General features: G+C 73.4%; 23 protein-coding genes. 8 read left to right on the top strand and 15 right to left on the bottom strand.

Annotation, left to right across the window (positions count from 1 at the left end):
* Positions 1–30: 30 nt before the first annotated feature.
* From ACIA8O_RS12170 to ssd, 8 genes are all read right to left on the bottom strand, one after another.
* Positions 31–654 (bottom strand): Rv3654c family TadE-like protein, encoded by a 624-nt coding sequence (locus ACIA8O_RS12170; protein ID WP_396293611.1) that lies wholly within the window; start codon positions 652–654, stop codon positions 31–33.
* A gap of 17 nt (positions 655–671) precedes the next feature.
* Positions 672–1,028 (bottom strand): TadE family type IV pilus minor pilin, encoded by a 357-nt coding sequence (locus ACIA8O_RS12165; RefSeq protein WP_396293564.1) that lies wholly within the window; start codon positions 1,026–1,028, stop codon positions 672–674.
* 118 nt (positions 1,029–1,146) lie between these two features.
* Complete coding sequence (locus ACIA8O_RS12160; protein ID WP_396293563.1) at positions 1,147–1,440, bottom strand: DUF4244 domain-containing protein; 294 nt, start codon at positions 1,438–1,440, stop codon at positions 1,147–1,149.
* 91 nt (positions 1,441–1,531) lie between these two features.
* Entirely contained in the window at positions 1,532–2,347 is an 816-nt protein-coding gene (locus ACIA8O_RS12155; RefSeq protein WP_396293562.1) for a type II secretion system F family protein, read from the bottom strand.
* Positions 2,344–3,384 (bottom strand): type II secretion system F family protein, encoded by a 1,041-nt coding sequence (locus ACIA8O_RS12150; protein ID WP_396293561.1) that lies wholly within the window; start codon positions 3,382–3,384, stop codon positions 2,344–2,346. Before ACIA8O_RS12150 ends, ACIA8O_RS12155 begins: the two co-directional genes overlap by 4 nt.
* Positions 3,381–3,521 (bottom strand): hypothetical protein, encoded by a 141-nt coding sequence (locus ACIA8O_RS12145; RefSeq protein WP_396293560.1) that lies wholly within the window; start codon positions 3,519–3,521, stop codon positions 3,381–3,383. Before ACIA8O_RS12145 ends, ACIA8O_RS12150 begins: the two co-directional genes overlap by 4 nt.
* The gene (locus ACIA8O_RS12140; RefSeq protein WP_396293559.1) at positions 3,518–4,906 is read right to left on the bottom strand and encodes a TadA family conjugal transfer-associated ATPase; all 1,389 of its coding nucleotides are present in this window, start codon (positions 4,904–4,906) and stop codon (positions 3,518–3,520) included. Before ACIA8O_RS12140 ends, ACIA8O_RS12145 begins: the two co-directional genes overlap by 4 nt.
* Positions 4,907–5,013: 107 nt before the next feature.
* Entirely contained in the window at positions 5,014–6,114 is a 1,101-nt protein-coding gene (gene ssd, locus ACIA8O_RS12135; protein WP_396293557.1) for a septum site-determining protein Ssd, read from the bottom strand.
* Positions 6,115–6,791: 677 nt separating this feature from the next.
* Between ssd and ACIA8O_RS12130 the strand changes: the two genes are divergently transcribed.
* On the top strand, positions 6,792–7,628 hold the full coding sequence (locus ACIA8O_RS12130; RefSeq protein WP_396293610.1) for an HAD family hydrolase: 837 nt from the start codon (positions 6,792–6,794) through the stop codon (positions 7,626–7,628).
* Positions 7,629–8,023: 395 nt separating this feature from the next.
* Here the strand turns inward: ACIA8O_RS12130 and ACIA8O_RS12125 are convergent, their stop codons facing one another.
* The gene (locus tag ACIA8O_RS12125) at positions 8,024–8,920 is read right to left on the bottom strand and encodes an oxidoreductase (protein WP_396293556.1); all 897 of its coding nucleotides are present in this window, start codon (positions 8,918–8,920) and stop codon (positions 8,024–8,026) included.
* A 259-nt stretch (positions 8,921–9,179) separates the two neighbouring features.
* Here ACIA8O_RS12125 and ACIA8O_RS12120 point away from each other — a divergent pair, with 259 nt between their 5' ends.
* Together ACIA8O_RS12120 and ACIA8O_RS12115 are read left to right on the top strand one after the other, a co-directional pair.
* Entirely contained in the window at positions 9,180–10,175 is a 996-nt protein-coding gene (locus ACIA8O_RS12120) for an ATP-binding protein (protein WP_396293555.1), read from the top strand.
* A gap of 355 nt (positions 10,176–10,530) precedes the next feature.
* Positions 10,531–12,948 (top strand): SulP family inorganic anion transporter, encoded by a 2,418-nt coding sequence (locus tag ACIA8O_RS12115; protein ID WP_396293554.1) that lies wholly within the window; start codon positions 10,531–10,533, stop codon positions 12,946–12,948.
* Positions 12,949–12,981: 33 nt separating this feature from the next.
* Here the strand turns inward: ACIA8O_RS12115 and ACIA8O_RS12110 are convergent, their stop codons facing one another.
* On the bottom strand, positions 12,982–13,659 hold the full coding sequence (locus ACIA8O_RS12110) for a hypothetical protein (RefSeq protein WP_396293553.1): 678 nt from the start codon (positions 13,657–13,659) through the stop codon (positions 12,982–12,984).
* A 428-nt stretch (positions 13,660–14,087) separates the two neighbouring features.
* On the opposite strand from ACIA8O_RS12110, the gene acs reads away from it, so the two are divergent.
* On the top strand, positions 14,088–16,040 hold the full coding sequence (acs, locus tag ACIA8O_RS12105; RefSeq protein WP_396293552.1) for an acetate--CoA ligase: 1,953 nt from the start codon (positions 14,088–14,090) through the stop codon (positions 16,038–16,040).
* Between the two features lie 207 nt (positions 16,041–16,247).
* Here the strand turns inward: acs and ACIA8O_RS12100 are convergent, their stop codons facing one another.
* A complete protein-coding gene (locus ACIA8O_RS12100) occupies positions 16,248–17,423 on the bottom strand; it encodes a serine hydrolase domain-containing protein (RefSeq protein ID WP_396293551.1) in 1,176 nt (391 codons plus the stop codon).
* 391 nt (positions 17,424–17,814) lie between these two features.
* On the opposite strand from ACIA8O_RS12100, the gene nhaA reads away from it, so the two are divergent.
* The 4 genes from nhaA to ACIA8O_RS12080 all read left to right on the top strand — a co-directional run bounded on the left by nhaA (position 17,815) and on the right by ACIA8O_RS12080 (position 21,364).
* Positions 17,815–19,155, top strand: coding sequence for a Na+/H+ antiporter NhaA (gene nhaA, locus ACIA8O_RS12095; RefSeq protein ID WP_396293550.1), 1,341 nt, complete (start codon positions 17,815–17,817; stop codon positions 19,153–19,155).
* A gap of 168 nt (positions 19,156–19,323) precedes the next feature.
* A complete protein-coding gene (locus ACIA8O_RS12090) occupies positions 19,324–19,800 on the top strand; it encodes a phage holin family protein (RefSeq protein ID WP_396293549.1) in 477 nt (158 codons plus the stop codon).
* A 194-nt stretch (positions 19,801–19,994) separates the two neighbouring features.
* On the top strand, positions 19,995–20,954 hold the full coding sequence (locus tag ACIA8O_RS12085; protein ID WP_396293548.1) for an alpha/beta fold hydrolase: 960 nt from the start codon (positions 19,995–19,997) through the stop codon (positions 20,952–20,954).
* A gap of 191 nt (positions 20,955–21,145) precedes the next feature.
* Positions 21,146–21,364, top strand: a complete 219-nt coding sequence (locus tag ACIA8O_RS12080; protein ID WP_396293547.1) for a hypothetical protein — start codon at positions 21,146–21,148, stop codon at positions 21,362–21,364.
* An 86-nt stretch (positions 21,365–21,450) separates the two neighbouring features.
* Here the strand turns inward: ACIA8O_RS12080 and ACIA8O_RS12075 are convergent, their stop codons facing one another.
* The 4 genes from ACIA8O_RS12075 to nth all read right to left on the bottom strand — a co-directional run bounded on the left by ACIA8O_RS12075 (position 21,451) and on the right by nth (position 25,335).
* Complete coding sequence (locus ACIA8O_RS12075) at positions 21,451–22,152, bottom strand: metal-dependent hydrolase (protein ID WP_396293546.1); 702 nt, start codon at positions 22,150–22,152, stop codon at positions 21,451–21,453.
* Positions 22,153–22,362: 210 nt separating this feature from the next.
* Complete coding sequence (locus ACIA8O_RS12070; protein ID WP_396293545.1) at positions 22,363–23,550, bottom strand: MarP family serine protease; 1,188 nt, start codon at positions 23,548–23,550, stop codon at positions 22,363–22,365.
* A gap of 223 nt (positions 23,551–23,773) precedes the next feature.
* Positions 23,774–24,424, bottom strand: coding sequence for an NUDIX hydrolase (locus tag ACIA8O_RS12065; protein WP_396293609.1), 651 nt, complete (start codon positions 24,422–24,424; stop codon positions 23,774–23,776).
* Between the two features lie 11 nt (positions 24,425–24,435).
* Positions 24,436–25,335, bottom strand: coding sequence for an endonuclease III (gene nth, locus ACIA8O_RS12060; RefSeq protein WP_396293544.1), 900 nt, complete (start codon positions 25,333–25,335; stop codon positions 24,436–24,438).
* Between the last annotated feature and the right edge of the window lie 189 nt (positions 25,336–25,524).

The following is a 25,524-nucleotide window of genomic DNA, read 5'->3' as shown; positions in this document are numbered from 1 at the left end:
TCAGCTCGCCGGGGTGGGCCGCTTGGCTGCTCACGGCGCGGCCGGGGGCGAGAGCTGCAGAGCTTGGGGTGCAGGCGCGGACAGGAGCCGGGGCGGGGCAGGGGCGCAGGCAGGGGCAGAGGTGCGGGCGCGCACAGGGGCGACAGCACGCGCGGGGGCAGGGCCGGGGCCAGGAGCTGGGGTAGCCGGGAGGGGTGCGACGGCGGTGCTGCCGACCGCGTCGTTGCCCCAGGCCCACACCGGCCCCGCTCTCGACCGTGCACGCGCGGGGCCGACGGGGAACGGGACACCCGAGATCCGGACCTCCACCACCACGTCCACCGCGTCGATGCTCTCGCGCACCTCACAACTCACCAGGCGGGCCCGGTGCTCACCCGCGATCCGGGCGGCCCGGCCACAGCCGCCGTCCTCGTCCACCATGAGGTGCCCGGCGGCGGCCAACGCCGCCAGGTCGGCGGCGGACTCCGCCCGGTGTCTGGCGGCCACCACCGTGCCCACCGCCAGAGTGGCGGCGAAGACGACGCAGCCGATCATCGCCAGCGACACCAGCCAGATCGTCGCCGAACCCCGGTCGGCCGCCCTACGTGATCCGCCTGAACCTCCCGCGCCCCGCCAGCCGTTGACCGCCGGGTGCTCACCACCGTCCGGCGGCACGTGCCGCCCGGCTCCCGTCAGGCCGGCCACGGACCACCACCGCCCTCCGCACCGATCACGTCCTCGCGGGCTGCGGCCGCCTCCGCGTGCAGCCGGACCGACAGCATCCCGCCGAGCCGTCCGGGCGCCGGACTCGGCGCTTCGACGGTGACCCGGACGGTGTCACCGCCGACCGAGACCGAGATGCTCGCTCCCGGCGGCGCGGCGGCCCGGGCCAGCCCCGCAGCACCGCCGTCGCCCCGAGCCGCCGCTCTGGCGCCGATCCGAGCGGCGTCCACGCACTTGATCTGAGCGGCAGCCGCGACCACGCCCCAGATCAGCAACGCCACCAGGAAGACCAGGGCGGGCAGGGCGACCGCCGTCTCGGCCGTCACGAATCCGCGATCCGTCCGTCGGCCCCCGCCCGGCTCCCCTGGCCTGCCCGACCGCCGTGCCTCGGCTCCGTGCACGCCCTGGGCGGGCAAGGCCTGCCCGCCCAGGGCAGACGGTGCGTCAGACAGCATGGAGCGCACGGTTGAGCAGCTCGCTGATGGCACCGGAGACCGCGCCGCTGGTCACCACCTTGTACAGCAGGGCGGCGAACCCGCAGGCCGCCACCGTCCCCACGGCGTACTCCGCCGTGGTCATTCCGGCGTCACGCCGAGCGGTCCGCAGGTGGCGGATGCGGACCGTCAGCCACCTCCTCCGGCGGCGCATCAGCACCCGGATCCGACGGCTGTCGCCGATGGGGCGGCGGGCGCGGACCTCGCGGTAGGGGTGGGTGTTCCGGGCAGCACGTACCGTCATGGCAGAACTCCTCTGTCGACAGGGATGGTGGGAAGGAACTGCGAAGGCGCTGAAGAGAGCTGAAGAGACAAGGGCGGGGCACTGCCCAGGCTCAGGCCCGCGCGGCGAACAGCGAGGTCAGGCCCATCACCACGGGCACCACCCCCACCAGTACGAAGGCAGGGAGGAAGCAGACGCCGAGGGGTGCCGTGGCCAGCACCCCGGCTCGCCGCACCCGGGCGTGGGCGGCGCGGGAGGCGGTGGCCCGGTGCGCGTGTGCCAGGCCGGTCAGCGGGGCAGTGGGCGGTGCGCCGCTGATGCTCGTGCGGACCAGGCAGCGGGCCAGCGGAGCGAGCGGGGGGCAGTCGGCCCCGAGTCGTTCCCAGCACAGTTCCGGCGGAGCTCCGAGCGTCAACTCGGAGGCCACGGAGGCCAGTCGCCCGCTCATCGGCTCGTCCACGCTCTCGGAGACGGCCGCCGCTGCGGTGGCCGGGGAACTACTGGCGCCGAGGCAGGCCGCCAACAGTTCGGCGGTCAGCGGGAGTTGCCGGGTGAGCCGGTCCTGCTCGACGGCCGCCCGCCGGGCGGACGGGGAGCGGACCCGGGGCAGCCATCTGCGCGCCGCCAGCCCCGTCAGCAGCCCGGCCACGAACCCGGCCGGCCCGCCCACCAGCACCACCGCGGCCAGCCCCGCCACCACCGGCAGCACTCGCTCCAGCAGCACCGTCCTGCTGACACCGCGTGCGGCCAGAGCTCTGCCGAGACGGCCGCCGTCCAGCCTCCGGGCGCGCCGTGTGCCGGTCGAGTGCTGCCACTTCCTGATCCGCCGTCGGATCGCCCACCCCCGGAGAGCCTGCACGGCGCCCGCCCCGACCGTGGCCACCGCCAGCCCTCCGAACACCAGCGGCACCACCAGCTCCCGCCTCACCAGGCCGCCTCGGCCTGCACGGGCAGGGCACTCCGTCCGACCCATTGGTCCCGTGCCCGACCGTCGGCCCTGACGCGGGAGATGCCGCAACGGCCCCGCTCTTCCCACGGCTCCCCGGTCTCGTCTCCGGTACCACCGCGCCGCCTGTTGCGCTCCCGCCTCCCCGGCGCGTCCTCGGCAGCCCGGACGATCCTCGCCGTCCACGCCAGCCCGGCCGCCTCCAGCAGTGCACCGGCCACCAGGCAGGCCAGGCCCGCCGGGGTGTGCAGCAGGATGTGCACCGGGTCCGCCCCGAGTGCGGCACCGAGCATCAGGCCGACCACGGGCAGCGCGGCCAGCACGGCAATGGTGGTCCGCGGCCCGGCCAACTCTCCCGTGATCTCCTCCACCAGCGCCCGCTCCGCCCGCAGTGCGTCGGCGAGTTGGTCGAGGCCCGGGGCGAGGCCGGTGCCGCTCTCCGCCGTGACCTGCCAGCAGGCGGCCAGCGCCGCCGCGCCCCGGCCTCCGGGCAGTTCGGCGATCAGGCGCAGCGCCGCCGGGACGTCCGCCCCGTACCTCCCGGCCGTCAGTCGCGCTGCGGGCTCGGCACCGAGCCCCGCTCTCAGCCCCGAGGGACGGCCCATCACGATGATCAGCGCCTGACCCGCCGTCGCACCGCTGCGGAGCTCCGCGGCCAGCCCCTCGCAGAGCTCGATCACCGCCGAGGCCCGCCGCCGCGCCTCGGCCGCCCTGCGCCGCCGGGCCCGCCACCGACGCAGGGGCACCACTCCCGCCGCCGCCAGCAGGACCGGTACGGGCGAGTCGGTGAGCTGGCCGGCCACCAACCCGACCGGTAGCAAAAGGAGTTCGACCACCAACCAGGGCGGACGGGCGATGGCGAGCGCCATCATCCGCCCTCGCAGATCACGGCTCGACACCGCCGCACCGAGCAGCGAGTGAGCCCGGACGGCCACCTTGGCCCGCCGTCGCAGCCCCAGCCAGAGGCCGACCGCGACGCCACCCGCTCCGGCGGCCACCAGGATGTGACCGGGCGTCATGTCCGCCTCCTCCGAGCGCGGACGGCCCCGTTTCCCTCCAGGACCGCCCGGGCTCCGCTCTGCAGCAGGCACCAGCCCGCCACCGCGATCGCGCAGAGCGCCAGCCCCCAGATCAGCTCCATCTGCCGGAGGCTCATCGCGCCACCTCCGCCGACTCCGACTCCGACTCCAACGTCGGCACCGGCCTCGGCCCCGGCTCCGCCGCCCCGGCAACGGCCACCTCCCCGGCCTCCGCAGGCACGGACACCGGCGCCACCGCCAGGTCCGGCAGCTCGACACCCCGCTCCGCGCAGCGGCTCCTCAGCCGCTCCCAGCCCGGCCCGGGAAGGGTGTCGCCCCGGGCCGTGAACGTCACGGCCGGGACCGTCACCGCGAGCCCTCGCTCGTCGCCGACCAACATGTGCAGCTCGGCCACCCGCCGCCGACCGGTCCGCTGGTCCCGGACCAGGTGGATCACCACGTCCAGCGCCGCCCGGAGTTGGCTGTGGAGCGACAGCCGGTCCAGCCCGGCCTGTGAGCCGAGCGCCTCCAGGCGGGCCGGGACATCCGCCGCCGTGTTGGCGTGCACCGTCCCGCAGCCGCCCTCGTGGCCGGTGTTGAGCGCGGAGAGCAGGTCGACCACCTCCTCGCCCCGGACCTCGCCGACCACCACCCGGTCGGGCCGCATCCGCAGGGCCTGGCGCACCAGGTCCTTGAGGGTCAGTTCACCGAGACCCTCCTGGTTCGGCGGGCGGCTCTGGAGCCGCACGACGTGCGGGTGGTCGGGACGGAGCTCCGCCGAGTCCTCGGCGAGCACGATCCGCTCGTCGGGCCCGACGAGGCCGAGCAAGGCCGCCAGGAGGGTGGTCTTCCCCGTGCCCGTCCCGCCGGAGATCAGCAGGGAGAGCCGGGCCCGCAGCACGGCGGCGAGCAGCCCGGCGCCGACCGGGGCCAGCGCGCCGCCGGCCACCAGCTCGTCCAGGGTGAACGGGCGGGTGCGGCAGATCCGGAGCGAGATGTGGGTGCAGCCGGCCGCGATCGGCGGCAGCACGGCGTGCAGCCGGGTGCCGTCCGGCAGGCGGGCGTCGACCCAGGGCCGGGCGTCGTCGAGCCGCCGACCGGCCGCCGTGGCGAGGCGGTGGGCCAGCCGCCGCACCGCCTCGGCGTCGGTGAAGCGGACCTCCGGGGCCCGGCAGAGCCCCGCTCCCCGGTCGACCCACACCTCGTCAGGTCCGTTGACCAGTACGTCCGTCACCTCCGGCTCGCGGAGCAGGCCGTCCAGCGGCCCGGCCCCGACGAGTTCCGAGCGGAGCACCCTGACCGCGTCCAGGACGTCGTCCCCGCCCAGCGGCGGACGCGCGGCCCGCAGCGCGGCCGCCACCGATCCGGCGGTGGGCGCGGCCCCGGCCTCGGCCAGGCGGATCCTGACCGCGTCGATCAGGGCCGCCGCCCGGTCGTCCGTCGGTCGCCGCGGAGCCGACGGGCCGACCGGGCCGCCGCCGGAGGGCCCGTCTCCCGGGCCCGTGCGCTGTCGGCCGATCAACGGCCGCCGCAGCGGCCCGTTCCCGAAGCCCCGCCCCTCTCCCCCGGGCGGCCGACCCCGCCCCGTGGAAGCCTCACCGGGCCACTGCGACTCACTCTGACGATCCGTCACTGTGCTCCTCCTTCGACTGCCCGGACGGGCGGCATGGCCTCGGCCAGGAAACGTGCGCAGAACCGGGCCAGCGGGCCCCGTTCGCGTATGCCGGGCGGGGAGCCGCGCTCGACGTCGACCGTCAGCCCTGGCTCGGGCGGCAGCTCTCCCGCCAACCGCATCCGGAGCCCTCGGGCCACCTCCGCCCCCGTCAGCCCGGCCGGGCCGGGCACCCGGACCACGGCGCGCAGATCGTCGAGCCTCATCCGGGCGGCGGCGGCGACCCGGTCGGCCGCCGCCATCGCGCGCAGCTCGGCGGGCACCACCAGCAGCCCCGTGTCGGACTGCTCCAGGGCCTGCCCGGCAGCCGGGTCGAGGTGACGCGGCAGGTCGAGCACCACCAGGCCGCCCCGCCGCCTGGCGGCCGCCAGCACGCTGCGCATGGCCTCCGGGGGAACGGCCAGGGTGTCCCCGCGGTCCCAGGACAGGGCCGTCAGCCGGTGCAGGGCCGGCAGTGCCTTCGCGAGCTCGGTGCCGCTGACCCGGCCGCGGGAGCCGGCCAAGTCGGGCCAGCGCAGTCCGCTGGCCTCCTCTCCCCCGAGCAGCACGTCCAGCCCGCCGCCCAGCGGGTCGGCGTCGATCAGCATGGTGCGGTGCCCAGAGCGGGCGGCCGTGACGGCCAGGGCGCAGGCCAGGGTGGAGGCGCCGGCCCCGCCCCGGCCGCCGAGCACCGCCACGGTGAGGGCCGGGGTGCCGACGCCCTCGGCCGCGTCGGCGATCCGGTCGAGCAGCCAGGCCTGTGCGTCGGGGAGGAAGAGGACGTGCTCGGCACCGAGTTGGACCGCACGGACCCAGACGTCGGAGTCGTCGAGGTCCAGCCCCAGCAGCAGCACCCCGGCCCGCCTGGTCAGCCCGGTGCAGCGCTCGGCCAGGTCGTCGCCGACCAGGACCAGGGGAGCCTTCTCCCAGAGGCTCCGGGGTGGTGGTGCGCCGGCGAGCAGCTGCGGCTCCGTGCCGGCCGCGGCACAGAGCCTCAGCAGGTGCTCGGTGAGGGCCTCGTCCTCGGTGACGATCAGCGGCCCCGGCAGGGCCGGCCGTTCGGTGGTGGGCGTCGACATGGCTGCCTCCCCGGCGTGGTCCGGTCGGGCGGTACCCGACCGGACACCACGGTGCGGGTGAACGAACGGTCCGTCAGTTCCTGCCCGATTGCCTGTGGACAACTCGGGGCTGTGGATAACCGGGTTCACTCACACGGGGGGTGATTGCGCAATGAATTGACAAGGACGACGTCACGGAGAAGATCCGGAAGCTTTCGAACAGTGGCAATGGAGGCTGGTTAGCGACCGCGTAACCGTGATGCGGGATCAACACGCAGAGTGACGAAGTCGTATCGGCCGACGACCCGGGCGACAGGAGCCGCGAAGCCCGGAAGAGATCCCCCACGACCACCCCCGAGGGCCCGACAGGCCTGCAAAATGGCCCCGGACGTGCGACGACCCCCGCCGGGGGGGAGAGCGGGGGTCGTCTATCCACGGTCCGACTCGGGGGGGAGGAGCCGGACCGGGTTAGCACGGTCGCGAACGATCCGTGACTTCCATGGTGTACCCGAAGGCCCAGAAACACAAACCCGCGCGCTCACGAGTACGCCATATGGCGGGGTGTTTCACCCGGCCATCTATCCTCTGATCCCGTGGACACCACCGAGAACGCCGACACCGCCGACCACGGCGAGAACTCCGCCCCCGCTCCGGCACCGGGCGCCGACACCCGCGCTCCGGAATCCGCCGCTCCGGCGGTGCCTGCCCGTCCGTTCGGAACGACGCGCACGGCCGCGTTCTTCGACCTGGACAAGACGATCATCGCCAAGTCGAGCGCCCTGGCGTTCAGTCGTCCGTTCTACCAGGGCGGCCTGATCAACCGTCGAGCCGTCCTGAAGAGCGCGTACGCGCAGTTCCTGTTCCTGGCCGGCGGCGCCGACCACGACCAGATGGAGCGGATGCGCGAGTACCTCTCAGCCCTCACCAAGGGCTGGAACGTGCAGCAGGTACGCGAGATCGTCGCCGAAACCCTGCACGGGATGATCGACCCGATCATCTACGACGAGGCCGCCTCGCTGATCGAGCAGCACCACCAGGCGGGCCGCGACGTGGTGATCGTCAGCAGCTCCGGCTCCGAGGTCGTCGAGCCGATCGGCCAGCTCCTGGGCGCCGACCACGTGATCGCGACCAGGCTGCAGGTCGAGGACGGCCGCTACACCGGCGAGATCGAGTACTACGCCTACGCCGAGACCAAGGCCGAGGCGATCCGCGAGCTGGCCGGCCGCGAGGGCTACGACCTGGCCAACTCCTACGCGTACAGCGACTCTTCGACCGACCTGCCGCTCCTGGAGGCGGTCGGTCACCCCTCCGCGGTCAACCCGGACCGGGCCCTGCGCAAGGAGGCCGTGGCCCGCGACTGGCCGGTGCTCCGCTTCGAGCGGCCGGTCGAACTCCGCCGCCGCCTCCCGGAGTTCGGCGCCCCGAGTCGGCCGGCCCTGCTCGCGGTCGCCCTCGGCACCGCGGCCGTGACCGCCGGGCTGCTCTGGTACGCGTCCAAGCGCCGCCGCCCGGGCGGCGGGCGACTGGTGGCCTGAGTCGATCCGGAAAGTCAGCCGAAAAGGACAAAGAGTAAGAAAGCTCTCGTTTCGGGTTCCCCTTTGCCCGGAATCGCGGTAGAAATGACTTACGGCCCGCGAGACCCGGTCAGGACCCCGGAAGGTCAAACCGACAACGCACATCAAGGCCCCACGGACCGCGTACAGATAACTGAGCACCCACATGCAGCCGACCCGCTGTCGGGCCGCCGCACCAGGTGAACGGGCAGGAGATCCCCACCTGATGGGCACTAAACGGTGCATGCTTGGTCACCCGGTACCTGTACCAGCGGCGGCGCCCGGAAGCATCAGGCGCCGCCGCAACTACGTCCGCCGACCGGTCGGCTGACCTCCCGTCAGACCACGGCCGGCCCGACCGGCCGGCACCGCCCCGGTCAGACCATCCCGCGCTGCATGGCCTCGCAGACCGCCGTGCTCTCCCGGACACCCAGCCCCGCCGCCCGTCCGCAGTGCGTGATCCAGGCCGCCATGCCCTCCGCGGTGCCGCTCGTGTAGCCCAGCAGGGCCTCCTGGTAGGCCGCCGTGCCCAGCTCCGCCAGACCGACCTCGGCCGGGCAGATCGCCTTCGGGTCCAGGCCTTCGGCGATCATCACGATGCGCTGGGCGGCGCGCGCGACGACGCCGTTGTGCGAGGCGAAGGGCCGCAGGGCGAGCAGCTCACCGTGGACCACGGAGGCCACCACGAGTGCGGGCGCGCCCGACCCCGGGGTGCGGTCGGCGCGGGCAACCAGCAGCTGCGCCAGCTGGTCCAGCCTGGCGGCCGCCTCGGCGGCGGAGGGCGCGGGCGGCAGCTGGCCGGTGAACGGCTCACCGTCCACCGCCGGCCCCTCGACCGCCTTGAGCTCGAGCGGGAAGAGTGCCTCGGCCACCTCGCCGTCCCGGCGCGGCCGGCCTGCCTGGTCGGCGGGGGTGCCCTCGCCGACCGCGAGCAGGTGCAGCCTGGCCAGCACCTGGAGCGGGGAGTGCCGCCAGATGCTGAGCAGCTGCCCGACCTCGGCGGAGACCCGCAGGGCGCCGCCCACCACCCGGGCCTGCTCGTCGGCGCCGAAGTCGCTGCGGCGGCGCACCTCCTCCAACGGCCAGTCGGCGCCGTCCAGCGCGGCCGAGGCCCGGGCCCCGCGCAGGGCCGACTCCGAGGTCACCTCGGCGGCCCGGCGGCGCATCACCCGGTGCCCGTAGAGCCGGTCCGCGGCCTTGCGCACCTCCGCGACGACCTCGGGGACTCCGGGGAGGACGGCCAGCGGGGCGAGGGGATCAGTTCCAGTGGTCACCTACCCGAGGGTAATGAACCCACCCCCCAGGACTCCACAGCAACCCCGCCATCACCCGTTCGAGGCAATCCGTACGACCTGCCCTCCCCGGTCTCCACGGCCTCGCTAGCATGACGGCTATCGGTGACGATAACGGTTACCAAGAACGGCCGACCCCCGATCGCCGGTCGCGCGGCAGGCCGATCCGGTCCGTTCCAGCCAATCGGCGCCAGCCGGTCCGTTCCAGTCCGAGAGTCAGCCCCAGAGCCGGAGCCACAAGATGAAGATCGCCTTCGTGGGCAAGGGCGGCAGCGGCAAGACCACGCTGTCCGCGCTGTTCATCCGCCACCTCGCCGCAGCGGGACGCCCGGTGATCGCCGTCGACGCCGACATCAACCAACACCTCGGCCCGGCACTCGGCCTGACGGATCACCAGTCCGCCGCACTCCCCTCGCTCGGCGCACACCTGCCCGAGATCAAGGAGTACCTGCGCGGGGAGAACCCACTGATCCGCTCCGCCGAGGAAATGATCAAGACCACCCCGCCCGGCCGGGGCTCCCGCCTGCTGCGGATCGTGGAGGAGAACCCGGTCTACGCCGCCTGCGCGCGGCCGGTGGCCCTGGACGAGGGTTCGGTTCGCCTGATGGCCACCGGCGCGTTCACCGAGGAGGACCTCGGCGTGGCCTGCTACCACTCCAAGGTCGGCGCGGTCGAGCTCCTGCTGAACCACCTGCAGGACGGCCGGGACGAGTACGTGGTGACGGACATGACCGCCGGGTCGGACTCCTTCGCCTCCGGCCTGTTCACCCGCTTCGACCTGACCTTCCTGATCGCCGAGCCGACCCGGAAGGGCGTCTCCGTCTACCGCCAGTACAAGGAGTACGCGCGGGACTTCGGGGTGGCGCTCCGCGTGGTGGGCAACAAGGTGCACGGCCAGGACGACCTGGCCTTCCTCCGCCGCGAGGTCGGCGACGACCTGCTGGCCTGCTTCGGCCAGTCGGACTGGGTGCGCCGGCTCGAACAGGGCGCGGAGCCCGCACTGCGCGAGCTGGAGCCCGCCAACCGCGCCGTGCTGGAACTGCTCCGCGAGCAGGCCGACGCGGCGTTCGACGCCCGCGACCCGCAGCGGTACACCGAGCAGGCCGTCCACTTCCACCTGCGGAACGCGGAGAGCTGGGGCAACGCCAAGACCGGCATCGACCTGGCCACCCAGGTGGACCGCGGCTTCCTGCTCGGACCCGCACGGGCCGGCCGGCTGGACGCCGCAGGCGTCTGACGCCGCATCAGAACGGCTGCCAGGACACGAGGGTGACCCCCATACGGGGGTCACCCTCGTCGGCTTTGGCGCCCAGAAGGAACGCGGGGCGGAGCCAGTGGCCCTGCGGGCGCAAACCCTCCCATATTCCCGAGTGGTTCGACTACTCCCCATTCGAGTGAATCCAACACTCTGATCTACCACTCGATTTTACGCTGTGCGAAGCTCTCATTACTCTCGGTTTACCGAGTCTTGATTGTTCAAGGGTGGACACCACCATCCCCGCCACACCGTCGCGACCCACGACAGCCGATCCGATCCCCCGAGCACAGCTCCGGACCTGACTGCGTTCGTTCCCCCGGAAAGACGGGCAACCATGACCCTCGACATCTCCTCCGCACCCATCGCCTCCGACACCACCGACCACGCCCCGCCCCTGGCGGCCGCGTCGGCCCCGACCCCGCGGGCCTCCCTCCTGCGGGACCTCCCGGCCTCCGTGGTGGTCTTCCTGATCGCCGTTCCGTTCTCCCTGGGCATCGCCCTCGCCACCGGCGCCCCGCTGACCGCCGGCCTGGTGGCCGCGGCCGTCGGCGGTCTGGTGGCCGGCGCCATCGGCGGCGTCCCGTTGCAAGTGACCGGTCCGTCCGCCGCACTGACCGTGGTCGTGGCCGGGCTGATCACCCAGTTCGGCTGGCAGCTCACCTGCGCGGTCGTGGTCACCGCCGGGCTGCTCCAGTTGCTGCTCGGCTCCCTCAAGGTGGCCCGCGCGGCGCTCGCCGTCTCCCCCGCCATCGTGCACGGCATGCTCGCCGGTGTCGGGCTGACCATCGCCATCGCCCAACTCCACGTGGTGCTGGGCGGATCCCCGCAGAGCGCCGCCCTGGCCAATCTGATCGCGCTCCCCGGTCAGCTCTCCGCCGCCCACCTCCCCGCCCTCGGCGTCGGCGCCCTGGCCATCGCCCTGCTCTTCGGTTGGCCCCGGCTGGGCCGCCTCCCCGGCCGGGCCGGGCAGATCGGTTCCAAGGCCACCAGGATCCCGGCCGCGCTGATCGCGGTCGGCGCTGCCACCGGCCTCTCCGCGGCCCTCGGTCTGACCCTCGCCAAGGTCGAGCTCCCGACCTGGGAGCAGCACGGCGTCGCGGCCCTCCCCTCCCTCTCCCTGCTGGTGCAGCACTGGCCGACGCTGCTCGCCGCCGCCCTCACCATGACGGTCGTGGCCGGGGTGGAGTCCCTGCTCTCCGCCGTCGCGGTCGGCCGGATGGCTCCCGGCCCGGTCGACCTCGACCGCGAGCTGCGCGGCCAGGGCATCGCCAACGTGGTCTCCGGCCTGCTCGGCGGGCTCCCGGTGGCCGGCGGCGCGGTCCGCTCCACCGCCAACATCCGCGCCGGGGCGGCCACCCGGTGGTCCTCCGTGCTGCACGGCGTCTGGGTCCTGATCGCCGCGCTGACCCTGGCCACGGGCTTCCGGTACATCCCGCTGGCGGCGCTGGCCGCGCTGGTCCTGGTGGTCGGCCTCCAGATGGTCAGCTTCGCGCACATCCGGCGGGTGCACCGGCACCGGGAGTTCCCGGTCTACCTGGTCACCGTGCTCGGCGTGGTGGTGGTCGGCGTGCCGCTGGGCGTGCTGGTCGGCTGCGCCGTGGCGGGCGTGCTCGCCCTGCACCGCCTGACCAGGGCGCACGTGGACGTACTGGCCGAGCCCGACGGCTCCTACACCGTCCGCACCCACGGCCCGCTGACCTTCGCCGTGGTGCCCCGGCTCAGCCGGACGCTGGCCGAGATCCCGCCCGGTGCCGCCGTGACGGTCCGCCACGACGGCTCCTTCCTCGACCACGCCGCCTACGAGGAGATGCACACCTGGCGGACCGGCCACCAGGCCGGCGGCGGCCGGGTCTCGATGCTGACGGAGCCTCACGAGGACGACGTGCTCGACCCCGACGGCACCGTGCGCTCGGGCAGCTCCCCCGGCCCGCACCGCTGCCGTGCCTGGACCCCGTGGGTCGGCCACCACTGCATCGAGCAGGCCGAGGACGATCCACACGGGCGCCTGCTGGAGGGCGTGCGCGGTTTCCAGCAGCACACCGCCCCGCTGGTCCGTCCCGAGCTGGCCCGGCTGGCCCGGGAGGGCCAGACCCCCTCCCAGCTCTTCCTCACCTGCGCCGACTCCCGGCTGGTCACCAGCATGATCACCAGCAGCGGCCCGGGTGACCTCTTCACCGTGCGGAACGTCGGGAACCTGGTGCCCGCCCCCTACGAGCCCGGCGCTGCCGACGACTCGGTGGCCGCCGCCGTCCAGTACGCCGTCGAGGTGCTGGAGGTCCGCTCCATCACCATCTGCGGGCACTCGGGCTGCGGGGCGATGAAGGCCCTGCTGGACGGCGTGCACGAGCAGTCCGGCCCGCCCACCCCGCTCGCCCGCTGGCTGCGGAACGGCCGGGGATCGCTGGCCCGGCTGCGCCGGGTCCCGGCCGAGTTCGCCCACCGGCCGGTCAGCGACGAGGCCGAGCAGCTCTGCATCACCAACGTGGTCCAGCAGTTGGACCAGTTGCTCGCCCACCCCTCGGTGGAGCGGAGGGTGGCCGAGGGCAGCCTCCGCCTGGTCGGGATGTACTTCGACTTCGCCGACGCCCAGACGTACGTGCTCGATCCGGCGATCGGCCGTTTCGTCCCGGTCTCCGAACGGCAGCCCGGCACTGACGACCCGTCGGATGCCCGGCGCGGGGCGGTCGTCGAGCACCCGACCACCGGGCACCCGACCACCGAGGACATGGCCGACCGGTCGCTCGCGGCCTGAGCAGCTGCTCCTGGCCGCGCCCGGTTCCCCCCGTTACGCGGCCAGGAGGTTGGCCAGGTCCGCCGGTGTCACGTAGCCGGGCCAGCGGCCGTCGGCGAAGAGTTGGACACCCGCGTCCTGGTAGCACTGGTCGACCAGTTGGGAGCAGATCATGTGCCGGCTGTCCGCCACGTAGGCCCGGATCAGCAGGCCGACCGGCAGGTGGAACCGGTGCGCGGCCAGGGCGAAGTAGTCGGCGACGCTGTACGGAGTGCCGATGTACCCGAGGGCGGCGGCGACGATCGACCGGCGTTGGTCATCCGTCAGCGGGACGCGGCCGGTGGACCAGCGGATGGGCCGTCCGTCCGTGTAGACCGAGAGGGGGCGGAGTTCGGCCCCTCCCGGCTGCGCCTCGACCAGCTCCTCGTTCCCCACGTAGACGAAGGCGTGCTCGAAGTCGGCGAAGCCGTCCCCGTTGAGCCACTGGCCGATCCGGATCGCGCGGCCGCCGTGGCCGCCCATCCGGACCACCGCGAAGTCGCCCGGGAGGGGCCGCACTTCGGCGGCTGCCGCCGCTCCCGAGGACGAGAAGGCGGGTGCGTCGGAGGACATGGCGGAAGGTCCGCCGGCGGGCGGGGAGAGGAGATCGGAAGGGGAGGCGGTAGGCGTACCGGACGACGGGTCGGAGAGCGGGGAGGAGGGCTCGGTCGGCGGGACCGGTGCGGTGGGCATGACTGTCCCCCTGCCACGGTGGGGAGCGGCCGACCCTGTGCCGGCCGGCCCCGTCCGCTCTGACAGCGGAGCACCGGCCTGACGAGCCGTCAATGCCTTCCGCGGTCTCACCCCATCCGGTGCCGTCGGCATCCCCGTCGGGTGCCACCGCCATCTGACACAGCCTGTGCCGATGTGCCCCCGCCGACGCTCCCCGCCCATCGGAACCACCCGTCGCAGGCCGGAGGCCCGCAGCCTCCTCGCCCTGCCCGGGCCATCCCGCGCCCGGTGTTCGCCCCCTGGTCACGTGCCGGTCAAAGGTCTACACCAATTAACGGGCGCCTCTTGTCAACATGCCGGTTCGCCTGGTGAGCTGTGCGCTGGGACACACGGGACAATCCCTCCGCACGGGGTTCCCCGCAGCATTGAGACTCGATGAGGAGTGCGCGTTGAGCAACGAGAGCCTGGCCAACCTGCTCAAGGAGGAGCGTCGCTTCGCCCCGCCCGCGGAGCTGGCGGCCAACGCGAACGTCACCGCGGCCGCGTACGCGCAGGCCTCCGAGGACCGGCTCGGCTTCTGGGCCGAGCAGGCCCGTCGGCTCAGCTGGGCGGTCGAGCCCACCGAGACCCTGGACTGGTCGAACCCGCCGTTCGCCAAGTGGTTCGCCGACGGCAAGCTCAACGTGGCGTACAACTGCGTGGACCGGCACGTCGAGGCCGGCAACGGTGACCGAGTCGCGATCCACTTCGAGGGCGAGCCGGGCGACGGCCGCTCCATCACCTACGCCCAGCTCAAGGACGAGGTCTCGCAGGCCGCCAACGCGCTGCTGGAGCTCGGCGTCCGCAAGGGCGACCGGGTCGCGGTCTACCTGCCGATGATCGCCGAGGCGGTCGTCGCGATCCTCGCCTGCGCCCGGATCGGTGCCACCCACTCCGTGGTCTTCGGCGGCTTCTCGGCCGACGCCGTCGCCTCCCGCATCAAGGACGCCGACGCCAAGGTGGTCATCACCGCCGACGGCGGCTACCGCCGTGGCAAGCCCTCCGCGCTCAAGCCGGCCATCGACGAGGCGCTGACCAAGGTCGAGGGCGTCGAGAAGGTCCTGGTCATCCGCCGCACCGGTCAGGACGTCGAGTGGACCGAGGGCCGCGACTTCTGGTGGCACGAGCTGGTGGAGCGTCAGTCCACCGAGCACACCCCCGAGGCGCACGACGCGGAGCACCCGCTCTTCATCCTCTACACCTCCGGCACCACGGGTAAGCCGAAGGGCATCCTGCACACCTCCGGCGGCTACCTGACCCAGGCCGCCTACACCCACCACGCGGTCTTCGACCTCAAGCCGGAGACCGACGTCTACTGGTGCACCGCGGACATCGGCTGGGTCACCGGCCACTCCTACATCGTCTACGGCCCCCTCGCCAACGGCGCCACCCAGGTCATCTACGAGGGCACCCCGGACACCCCGCACCAGGGCCGGTTCTGGGAGATCGTGCAGAAGTACGGCGTCACCATCCTCTACACGGCGCCGACCGCGATCCGCACCTTCATGAAGTGGGGCGACGACATCCCCGCCAAGTTCGACCTGTCCAGCCTTCGGGTCCTGGGCAGCGTCGGCGAGCCCATCAACCCCGAGGCCTGGGTCTGGTACCGCGAGCACATCGGCGCGGGCAAGACCCCGATCGTGGACACCTGGTGGCAGACCGAGACCGGCGCCATGATGATCAGCCCGCTGCCGGGCGTCACCGAGACCAAGCCGGGCTCCGCCCAGCGCGCGCTCCCGGGCATCGCCGCCACCGTCGTCGACGACGAGGCCAACGAGGTGCCGAACGGCTCCGGCGGCTACCTCGTCCTGACCGAGCCGTGGCCGTCGATGCTCCGCACCATCTGGGGCGACGACCAGCGCTACATCGACACCTACTGGTCGCGGTTCGAGGGCCGCTACTTCGCGGGTGACGGCGCCAAGAAGGACGAGGACGGCGACATCTGGCTGCTCGGCCGGGTCGACGACGTCATGCTCGTCTCCGGCCACAACATCTCCACCACCGAGGTGGAGTCCGCCCTCGTCGGCCACCCCTCCGTGGCCGAGTCCGCCGTGGTCGGCGCCACCGACGCCACCACCGGCCAGGCGATCGTGGCGTTCGTGATCCTGCGCGGCAACGCCACCGAGAGCGAGGAGCTGATCGCCGACCTGCGCAACCACGTCGGCAGGACCCTCGGCCCGATCGCCAAGCCGAAGCAGATCAAGGTGGTCAGCGAGCTGCCGAAGACCCGCTCCGGCAAGATCATGCGCCGCCTGCTCCGCGACATCGCCGAGGGCCGCGAGGTCGGTGACACCACCACCCTCGCCGACGCCTCGGTGATGAACACCATCCAGTCCCAGCTCCCGGCCAACGACCAGGGCTGACCACCGGTCGGCGCGAGAACGAGCTGACACCCCGCCAGGGCCGCGCCCCGGCGGAGGAGACGGTCCTGGTGGTGCCCGTGGCACCGGGCACCACCAGGACCGGCCCCAGACCCGACCGGTCCGAGCCGACCCGGATCAGATCAGACCAGACCAGACCAACGACTGACCCGGGACCGGCCGGCCCGGCCCGGCCCGGCCCGCGAGCCGCTACCCCGCCGCCAGGCGGCGCAGCGTCCCGTACGCGGTCTGGGTGAAGCGCCGCCGCAGCCCGGGCAGGGTGCTGGCCATCGCCACCAGCCCCACCTGGGCCACCGGGTTGAAGCCCGCGAAGACCGCCGACGGCGCCCCGCTCCCGGCGCTGTCGCCCCGTCCGACCCGGCCGCGGGCCGAGCCGGTCGAGCCCGCGTGGTAGAGCAACTCGCCGTCCTCCACCGGGCGCTGGTTCCACGTCAGGGCGATCCGCACCCCGCCCCTCCCCCCGCTGCCCCGCCGGCGTTCCACCCGGGGCAGCCGGACGTCCCGCAGGGCCGAGCGCAGCGCCGCCGCCGCACCGCCACGCTCCGGGATCGGCACCGCGTCCACCGCCAGGTGGGCCTGGAGGTAGCGCAGCATGTCGTCCGCCGTCGAGCTGAGCGCAGCCGCGCCGGGCAGGGCCGGCAGACGGAAGGAGGAGACCCGGCGTCCACGCCGGTAGCCGGAGGTCGGTTCGCGGTCCTCCGCGCAGGAGGTGTCGACCAGGCCGAGCGGGCCGCAGACCCGGCCCGCCAGCAGTTCCTCGTACCGGAGGCCGGCCGCGTTCTCCAGCGCCAGGCCGAGCAGTCCGCAGCCCAGGCTGGAGTAGCGGTACTGCGCGCCCGGCATGCCGCGCACGGGAGTCCGGGGCAGCGCCCGCAGCAGGTGCGGGCGGCTGAAGCTCGCGTACGGGTCGGTGAACCAGCGCGGCACCGCCGCCGGGGTGAGGCCGACCGGCAGCCGGGGCAGTCCGGAGGTGTGGGTGGCCAGGTGGAGCAGGGTGATCGGGCGCTCCTGCGGGTAACCGGGGAGCGCGTCGGCCGGGAGGTAGCGGTCGATCGGGTCCTCGTAGCTGACCTCGCCCCGGGCCACCATCTCGGCGAGGAGCAGTCCGGTGAAGGTCTTGGTGACGGAGCCGAGGGCGAAGCGGGTGTCGGCCCGGACCGGGCGGGAGCCGGAGCGGTCGGCGTAGCCCCGGCAGACCACGGTCCGTTCGCCGCCACGGATGACGGCGACGGCGATGCCGCCGCCCGGGGCCGCCCCGCTGAACAGCGGCCGGAGCAGCTGGGCGAGTTCGGGCGAGAGCGCCGCGGAGGGCGGCGGCGCGGAGGGCGCTGGTATGGGGGTGGGGGTGGGATGCTGACTGACCATCACGTGCTCCCGGAGGGACGAGCCGGCGCCCGTTCTGGGCGGCACACTGCCCTGACCTTAGGAACGCCCCGGGAGCGTCGCACGACGCTGCGGCCATTCGAGCGAGCGCACGGGCGGGCGCACGTCCGGCACGTGGCAGGCGCGGCGACGGCACCGCGTCGGCATGGCGTCGGCGCGGCGCCAGTGCGGCAGGAGCGCACGAGCGGGAGGCGGCGGTGTTCATAAAATAGGCAAACCGGACGCCGCCTCAGGGTTCCCGGACCGAGCCCGATAAGCTGTCAAAAACACAACAAGATCTCTGAGGCGCGCCGGGAAGTCTGGTCGGCACCACACCACCCGTGTGTCCACGCCCGTGGCCGCACCCGCCGCCCCGCCCTGGAGGTCCGCCACCGTGGCAACGCCGCCGCCCACGCCGTCCACGCCCCCCACTCCGTCGGCCACTCCGCCGCCCGCCCCGCTCCGCCGTCAGCTCCTCGGCCGGCTCTCGCTCCCCGAGCGGACGTACATCGCCGACGCCCTGCGCACCGAGACCGTGGGTGGTGTCCTCCTCCTGCTGGCCGCGACCGCCGCCCTCGTCTGGGCGAACGTCTGGCCGGGCGCCTACGAGAGCGTCAAGGAGTTCACGGTCGGGCCGTCCGCCCCGCTCCACCTCGACCTGTCCCTGGACTCCTGGGCCAAGGACGGCCTGCTGACGATCTTCTTCTTCGTGGCCGGGATCGAGCTGAAGCGCGAGTTCGTGGCCGGTGAGCTGCGCAATCCTGCGGCGGCGGCGCTGCCGGTGGTGGCCGCGGTCTGCGGTGTGGCACTGCCCGCGGTGGTCTACACGCTGGCCAACGCGGGGGCCGGCGGCCACCCGTCCGGCTGGGCGATCCCGACCGCGACCGACATCGCCTTCGCGCTCGGCGTGCTGGCCGTGGTGGGCAGTCACCTCCCGTCCGCGCTGCGGGCGTTCCTGCTCACCCTGGCCGTGGTGGACGACCTGATCGCGATCCTGATCATCGCGGTGTTCTACAGCTCGGGCATCAAGTTCTGGGCGCTCGGGCTCTCCTTCGCGGGGCTGGTGCTGTTCTGGTTCCTGCACCGCCGCGGGGTGCACGGCTGGTACCTGTTCGTGCCGCTGGGCGTGGCGATCTGGGCGCTGATGCACGAGAGCGGGGTGCACGCCACGGTGGCCGGTGTGGCGATGGGCCTGATCCTGCGGTGCCACCGCGAAGAGGGCGAGAAGGTCTCTCCCGGCGAGCACATCGAGCACCTGGTGCGGCCGTTGTCGGCCGGTTTCGCGGTGCCGGTGTTCGCCCTCTTCGCCGCCGGTGTGACGGTGTCCGGGCCGGCACTCGCGGAAGTGTTCACCGAGGCGACGCCGCTCGGCATCGTACTCGGGCTGCTGGTCGGCAAGACCGTCGGCATCTTCGGCGGCACCTGGCTGGCCGCCCGCTTCACCCGGGCCGAGCTGAACCCGCAACTCACCTGGGCCGACCTGTTCGCGGTCTCGGTGCTGGCCGGGATCGGCTTCACCGTCTCGCTGCTGATCAGCGAGCTGGCCTTCCCCGGCGACCCGGCGCTGGCCGACCGGGCCAAGGCTGCCGTGCTGGTCGGTTCGCTGCTCTGCGCGCTGGTCGCCACCGTGCTGCTCAAGCTCCGGAACCGCCACTACCGCGCCCTCTGCGAGGAGGAGGACCGGGACTCCGACGGCGACGGCATCCCGGACGTCTACCAGCAGCAGGCGAACTGACCCGACGGCAGCTGACGCCCCGTCGGGTGCCCCCGCGGCCCCGACGGGTGACACGCCGTCGCCCCTGGGGTGCCCCGGAGTGGTGCCGGACTGGCCGGTAGGGGCATGATTCAGAGCTGTCGGTACCGAACGCCTAGGACCGCAGCCCAAGCCGAAGGAGAACCGCTGATGCCCGCAGGAACCGCAGACCCGACCAGCGACGGCCGGGCGCCCTACGAGGGCGAGCGTTCGGTGGGCCAGCTCTTCGCGGCGGCCACCGCCGACCTCTCCGCACTGGTGCACGACGAGATCGCACTGGCCAAGGCCGAGATCCGTCAGGACGTGAAGCGCGGCGTCTCCGGCGGCGTCTCGCTGATCGTGGCGGGCGTGGTGGCGCTGGCCGCCGTGCCGATGCTGAGCGCCGCCGCCGCGTTCGGGCTGCACGCGCTGGGCCTCTCGCTGGGCTGGTCGTTCCTGATCGTGGCCGGCGCCTACCTGCTGCTGGCCGTGCTGCTCGGCCTGCTGGCGCTGCGCTCGTTCAAGCGGATCGAGAAGCCGCGCCGCACCATCGAGGGCGCCCAGAAGACCGCCGACGTGCTGAAGAACGCCCGGCCGCGCCCGGCCACCCAGGAGGAGATCGACCGGGGTCTCGGCCGCATCCGCTGATCCGTCGTCAGGACGCCGACCGGGGCCGGAGCTCCACCGGCCCACGGGCCCACCGGACCCGCCGGGGCCGCCCACCGGACCCACCGGGGCCGCCCACCGGGCCCGCCAAGGCCGTCCGCCGCCCGCCAGGGCCATCCGCGCCCGGACCGAGTGCCGGGCGGCCGTTCCACTGCCGGGTGTGACAGGCTCTCGGTATGTCGCTGACCGCCAACAGGCCGAACCCCGGAACGAGAGCCGCCGAGATCGCCGAGACGCCGTGGGAACTGCGTTCGGCCGGGCCGTGGACCCACCGCGACCTGGCGGCCAACGGCGCCCGGTTCCACATCGCCGAGGTCGGCGAGGGCCCGCTGGTGCTGCTGGTGCACGGCTGGCCCGAGTACTGGTGGGCCTGGCGGCACCAGTTGACCGCGCTGGCCGACGCCGGCTTCCGCGCGGTGGCGCTGGACCTGCGCGGGATCGGCGGCAGCGACCGCACCCCGCGCGGCTACGACCCGGGCAACCTGGCGCTCGACATCACCGGTGTGATCCGCTCGCTGGGCGAGCGGCAGGCCCACCTGGTCGGGCACGCGCTGGGCGGTTCGCTGGCCTGGGTGGCGGCCGTGATGCGGCCCTCGGTGATCCGCAGCCTGACCGTGGTCTCCGCCGCGCACCCCCGCCACCTGCGCCGCTCCCTGCTGACGGACCGTCGGCAGATGGCGGCCTTCGACCACGTCCTGAGCTTCCAGCGCCCCTGGGTGCCCGAGCGCAGGCTGGTGGCGGACGACGGCGCCCTGGTGGCCGAGTACCTGAACGCCTGGACCGGCCCCAACCAGCTGGCCCCGGAGGCCCTGCACGCGTACCGGCAGGCCATCCAGATCCCCAGCACCGCGCACTGCTCGATCGAGCCGTACCGCTGGCTGCTGCGCTCGATGGCCCGCCCGGACGGCATCCAGTTCGCCCGCCGGATGAAGCGCCCGGTCACCGCACCGACCCTGCACGTGCAGGGCGCGGCCGACCCGGTGCTGCTCTCCCACACCGCGCTGGGCGCCGGGGAGTACGTCGAGGCGCCGTACCGCTGGCGGCTGCTGCCGGGGGTCGGGCACTACCCGCACGAGGAGGTGCCGGAGCAGTTCTCGGCGGAGCTGGTCTCCTGGGTGCGCGAGCACCAGCCGTAGGGGGCCCGACCGGCCGACCTGACAACGGTCCTGACGGAGTGGCGGGCCTCCGTCCGGAGGTTGACGGAGCCCGTAGACCGTCCTGACGGAGTCTCATATCGGCAGGTTCATATGACAATCGCATAGGCCAGGCGACCGTCCGGTGGCGATTAGCCCGCCCGGCACGGGGGCATCCATCCGGTATGACCTGGATGCCCGATCGCGAAGCTGTCGCGCGCCGACGCCGCCGCGCCGACAGCCCGCAGTACCCCTACCCCGAGACCCCGGCCGTCGACTGGCCCCGCGAGTACGACGGCCACAGCCGGATCGGCCGCCAGCGCCAGGCCGGGGACGAGCACCCGCTGGGCATCCCGCGCATCCTCGGGCGGCGCGCCCGCTGGGTCGGGGCGCGCCTCCGCCGCGAGGGCTAGACGCGCCTGCGACGCAAGGGCTGTACAACGCAAGGGCTGTAGGGGCCTGTGCGACGCGAGGGCTGGCGGAGCCTCCTTGCCGGCCCCTAGTTGAGCACGGTCGGCGAGACGGCGGTGAACCAGAGCAGCACGAAGGTGGCCACCGACATGATCGGCACCAGCACCTTGGTCTCCACCGCGTTGCCGCTGCGCTTGATCAGCACCGTCTCGTAGCGCTCCTTGTGGGGCCAGAGCAGCGGCGCGCCCTTCTTGGTGAGGCAGTCGCCCAGCAGGTGGGCCAGCGTGCCGAGGGCGACCGCGTACGGGAGCCAGCCGGGAGCGCTGGGGAGCCAGGTGTCCATCCCGGCGGTGCCGAGCACGGAGAGGCCGATGATGGTGATCCACATCGTCGGCCCGTCGCCGGGCGGGTGCAGCCGCAGGGCCCGGATGGCCAGGGCGAGCAGGAAGAACGTCATGCCCAGGGTGAAGTTGCGCCCCAGGTAGCTGATGCCCGCCCAGGTGCCGCCACCCATCAGGGCGACGAAGAGCAGCGAGTGGGTGGCGTGCCGGTGCCCGCCGGAGGCCCAGGCCACGAAGCGGCAGAGCACCTTGGAGACCGGCCCGAGGAAGTTGGCGATGGTGCCGTCGTGGTGGTCGAGGTCCGGCAGCAGCGCGGCGCCGGCCGCCAGGACGGTGCCCATCAGGACGTCGGCGGGCGCCAGGTGGACGTCGAACAGCATCGGTGCCAGGAACGGTGCGGTGCCCGCGTACAGCATCGCCCCGCTGACCGCGTGCGAGTGACCCATCATGGCCGGTCGTCCTCCGTCGTCCCAGCTGACTGACCCGTCGTCGGCTCGTCCGCACCGCACGGCAGTTGAGCCGAACGGGTGAGCACGGGCCGACGCTACCAGCCACGGTCCACGGAACAACGGAGGTCGGGGGAAGGTCGCGGCGGGTCGGGGAGGGCCGGGGAGGGTCCCGGCGGGTCGCGGCAGGAGCCGTCCCGCCGGCGGCCGCCCTCAGAGCGCGCAGCCCTCGGTGTCCACCCGCCCGGTGGCGGCCGCGCCCGCGGCCGCCTCGCCCTGCACCTCGGCGGCGGTCAGCACGTACCCGGTGTCCGAGCTGTCCAGCGACTTGGCGAACACCACGCCGAAGACCTTGCCCTCCGGGCTCAACAGCGGCCCCCCGCTGTTGCCCTGACGGACCAGGGAACGGATCGAGTAGATGTCCCGGACCACCTGGCCGCGGTGGTAGATGTCCGATCCGGTGGCCTTGATCCGGCCGCGGATGCGGGCGGGCTGGACGTTGAAGGCGCCGTTCTCCGGGAAGCCGGCCACGATCGCACTGTCGTTGCTCTTCGCCTCGTCGGCGACGAACTCCAGCGCGGGGGCGTCCAGTTTGGGCACGTCCAGCACCGCGATGTCGCGCTGCCAGTCGTAGCGGACCACGGTGGCGTCGTAGAGCTTGCCGGTGCCGCCGACCTGCACCGTCGGCTCGTCGACGCCGCCGACCACGTGGGCGTTGGTCATCACCCGGTGCGGGGCGAAGACGAAGCCGGTGCCCTCCAGGGTCTTGCCGCAGGCGGTGGCGGTGCCGACCACCTTCACCAGGCTCTGCCGGGCCCGGGTCACCGCCGGGCTGGCCGCCAGCGCCGGGTCGGGCGGGCTGACCTCGGTGATCTGCTCCCGCTCGAAGGGGTTGAAGACCTGGGGAAAACCGTTCCTGGCCAGGGCCTGGGTGAAGTCGCGGAACCAGTTCGGCGCGGAGGCGGGCAGCGTCGCCTGCACCCCGCCGAGCACCTGCGAACTGCGCACCTGCTTGGAGACCGTCGGCATCGAGGTGCCCGCCAGGGCCGAGCCGATCAGCCAGGCCACCAGCAGCATCGAGATCACGTTGACCACCGAGCCGCCGACGGCGTCCAGGGTGCGGGCCGGCCGCCGGCCGATGTGGCCGCGCAGCTTCCAGCCGAAGTGCGTGGTGACCGCCTGGCCGATCGCCGCGAAGACGATCACCACCAGCACCGCGACCACCGAGGCCACCGTGCCGGGGTCAAGGTGGCGCAGCAGCAGCGGCAGCAGCTGGACGGCGATCAGACCGCCGCCCAGGAACCCGAGCACCGACAGCACGCCGACCACGAAGCCCTGCCGGTAGCCGGTCACGGCGAAGCCCAGCGCGGCGACGATCAGCAGAAGATCCAGGACGTTCACCCGGCTACCCTCCCACGGGCGGCCGCCCGAATGGCCGAAGGCCTGGACAAAGCCGGGGACGGGTGCCGTGAAGACCCCCGCCGCCGCACGGGCCCCGGCCCGCCCCGAGCCGCCTTCGGAGCGCGGGCCCCCTTCGGAGCGCGAGCCGCCGTCAGGACGCAGGACGCCGTCAGGACGCGGGCCGCCGTCAGGACACAGGACGCCACCGGAGCCCAGGCCACCGTCAGAGGCTGAGCGTGCGGGAGCTGTCCCACTCCCGCTCCAGACCGCTGAAGTGCAGCACCCGGTCGATCACCCCGGCCGTGAACCCCCAGACCAGCCGCCCCGCCACCTCGAAGGCCGGGCCGACGTGGCCGGAGGGGTGCCGCAGCCGGGCCCGGTTGGCCGGGTCGGTCAGCTCGGTGAGCGGCACCCGGAACACCGCGCCGGTCTCGCCCGGGTCCACCGGGGCGACCGGCGTCTCCCGCCGCCACCACCCCAGCACCGGGGTCACCACGAAGCCGCTCACCGGGATGTAGAGCGCGGGCAGGGTGGCGAAGACCTGCACCCCGCTCGGGTCCAGCCCGGTCTCCTCCTCGGCCTCGCGCAGCGCCGCCGCCACCGGGCCGTCGCCCTGCGGGTCGCCGTCCTCCGGGTCGAGCGCACCGCCGGGGAAGGAGGGCTGGCCGGCGTGCGAGCGCAGCGCCCGGGCCCGCTCGATCAGCAGCAGGTCGGGGCCCGACGGTCCGTCACCGAACAGCACCAGCACCGCCGACGCGCGTCCGCCCTCGGCCGGCGGCAGGAAGCGGCTCAGCTGCTCCGGGCGGACGGTCTCCGCCGCCTCGCGCACCGGCACCAGCCACTCCGGCAGTCCGTCCCGTTCCACCCGCACCATCTGACGACCGGTCACTCCGCCTCAGCCTCCCCCGCGCCCACACCCGCACCCACGGCCACCCACCCCGCCGGACGGGCGGGTTCGCCAGGGTAGTCGGCCGGCGGCCTCAGCCGCTGGCCGGGCTGGCCGCCCTTCTCGTACTTCAGCAACTTCGCGGCCTTCTCCGGATCGGTCTCGCCGACCCCGTACGACGGGCAGAGCTCGGTGATCGGGCAGGCGCCGCAGGCCGGGCGGCGGGCGTGGCAGATCCGGCGGCCGTGGAAGACCACCCGGTGCGAGAGCATCGTCCACTCCGACTTCGGGAAGATCTCCGCCACGGTGGCCTCGACCTTCACCGGGTCCTCGTCCTCGGTCCAGCCGAACCTCCGGGCCAGCCGCCCGAAGTGGGTGTCCACGGTGATCCCGGGGACGCCGAAGGGTTCTCCCGTTTTAGGATCACGTGCGTTTCCGAGAACGACGTTGGCGGTCTTGCGGCCGACACCAGGCAGTGATGTCAGGTCTTCCAAGGTCTTCGGTACCTCGCCACCGAAGTCATCCCGGAGCCTAGCCGACAGGCCGAGCAGGGACTTCGCCTTGTTCCGGAAGAACCCCGTCGGGCGGATCAGCTCCTCCAGCTCCTCCGGCACCGCCGCCGCCATGTCCTCCGGCGTCGGGTACTTCGCGAACAGGGCCGGCGTCGTCTGATTCACCCTCAGGTCGGTGGTCTGCGCCGACAGTACCGTCGCGACCAGCAACTCGAAGGGGTTCTCGAAGTCCAGCTCCGGGTGCGCGTACGGGTACACCTCCGCCAACGCCCGGTTGATCTTCCGAGCTCGCCGCACCATCGCCAGATGCGACTCCGGCTTCCACGGCTTTGCGGCCACCGTTCCCGCCGACTTAGCTGCGGCCTTCCGGACCTTGCTCTCTGCCATGCACGAAGGCTACGCCGCCACGCCAGCTACACGGGCTGCATTCCGTATCACCGGCGGCAGCGCGGGCAGCAGCTCACGTCCATCAGTGCAAGCCGCGCGGGGACAGCCGCCTCGGCTACCCAACCCAGGCTGTGGTCGCCTCGCCAAGTCAGCCGAGCAGACCGGCTACCGCGGGCCGCCTTGCTACAC

Source organism: Kitasatospora sp. NPDC051853 (genome assembly GCF_044452665.1).
Taxonomy (GTDB): domain Bacteria; phylum Actinomycetota; class Actinomycetes; order Streptomycetales; family Streptomycetaceae; genus Kitasatospora.
Note: the sequence above shows the minus strand (reverse complement) of the source record. Positions and strands in the feature narration are given on the sequence as shown.